At 68.5% G+C, this 426-nt stretch carries 1 pseudogene; it reads right to left on the reverse strand.

From position 1 onward, the window contains the following. Positions 1-426, reverse strand: a pseudogene (locus tag KDH83_RS31740) (fimbrial protein); the annotation flags it as partial.

Here is a 426-nt window from a genome sequence, read left to right on the forward strand (position 1 = left end):
TCAGCAGCCCGCTATAGACCCGGTTGATATCCCCCTTGGCCTGGGCCGGATAAACTTGGCCGGGATGAGCGCGGACGATGTTGGCGGGCACCTCGACGTTCATGTCCAGGTCGTCGCCGCTGCTGACGACGCGGGCAAACGGCACGTCGTCGTAGCGCCCGATCGGCACGGCGTAGGTGCCGCTGCCTGCAACCGGGTGGCCTTCCACGTTGAAGCCGTAGGGCATGCCGGACACATCCGGCGTCTTCAACAGCATCGCGCTGCCGCCGCCGCCGGCGCGTCCTAGCGCGACGCCATCGGCGCTGGCGGCGACCATGCCGCGATAGTTGAAGTCGGCGTTGCTGCCGAAGTTGCTGTGGCCCAGGTTCAAGGTGGCGTCGCCGCGCGTGCCGGATCGGCTGCCGTAGGCATTCCGGCTGGCGCCGC

Origin of the sequence: Achromobacter sp. Marseille-Q0513, assembly GCF_018195695.1 — a bacterium.
Taxonomy (GTDB): domain Bacteria; phylum Pseudomonadota; class Gammaproteobacteria; order Burkholderiales; family Burkholderiaceae_B; genus Achromobacter.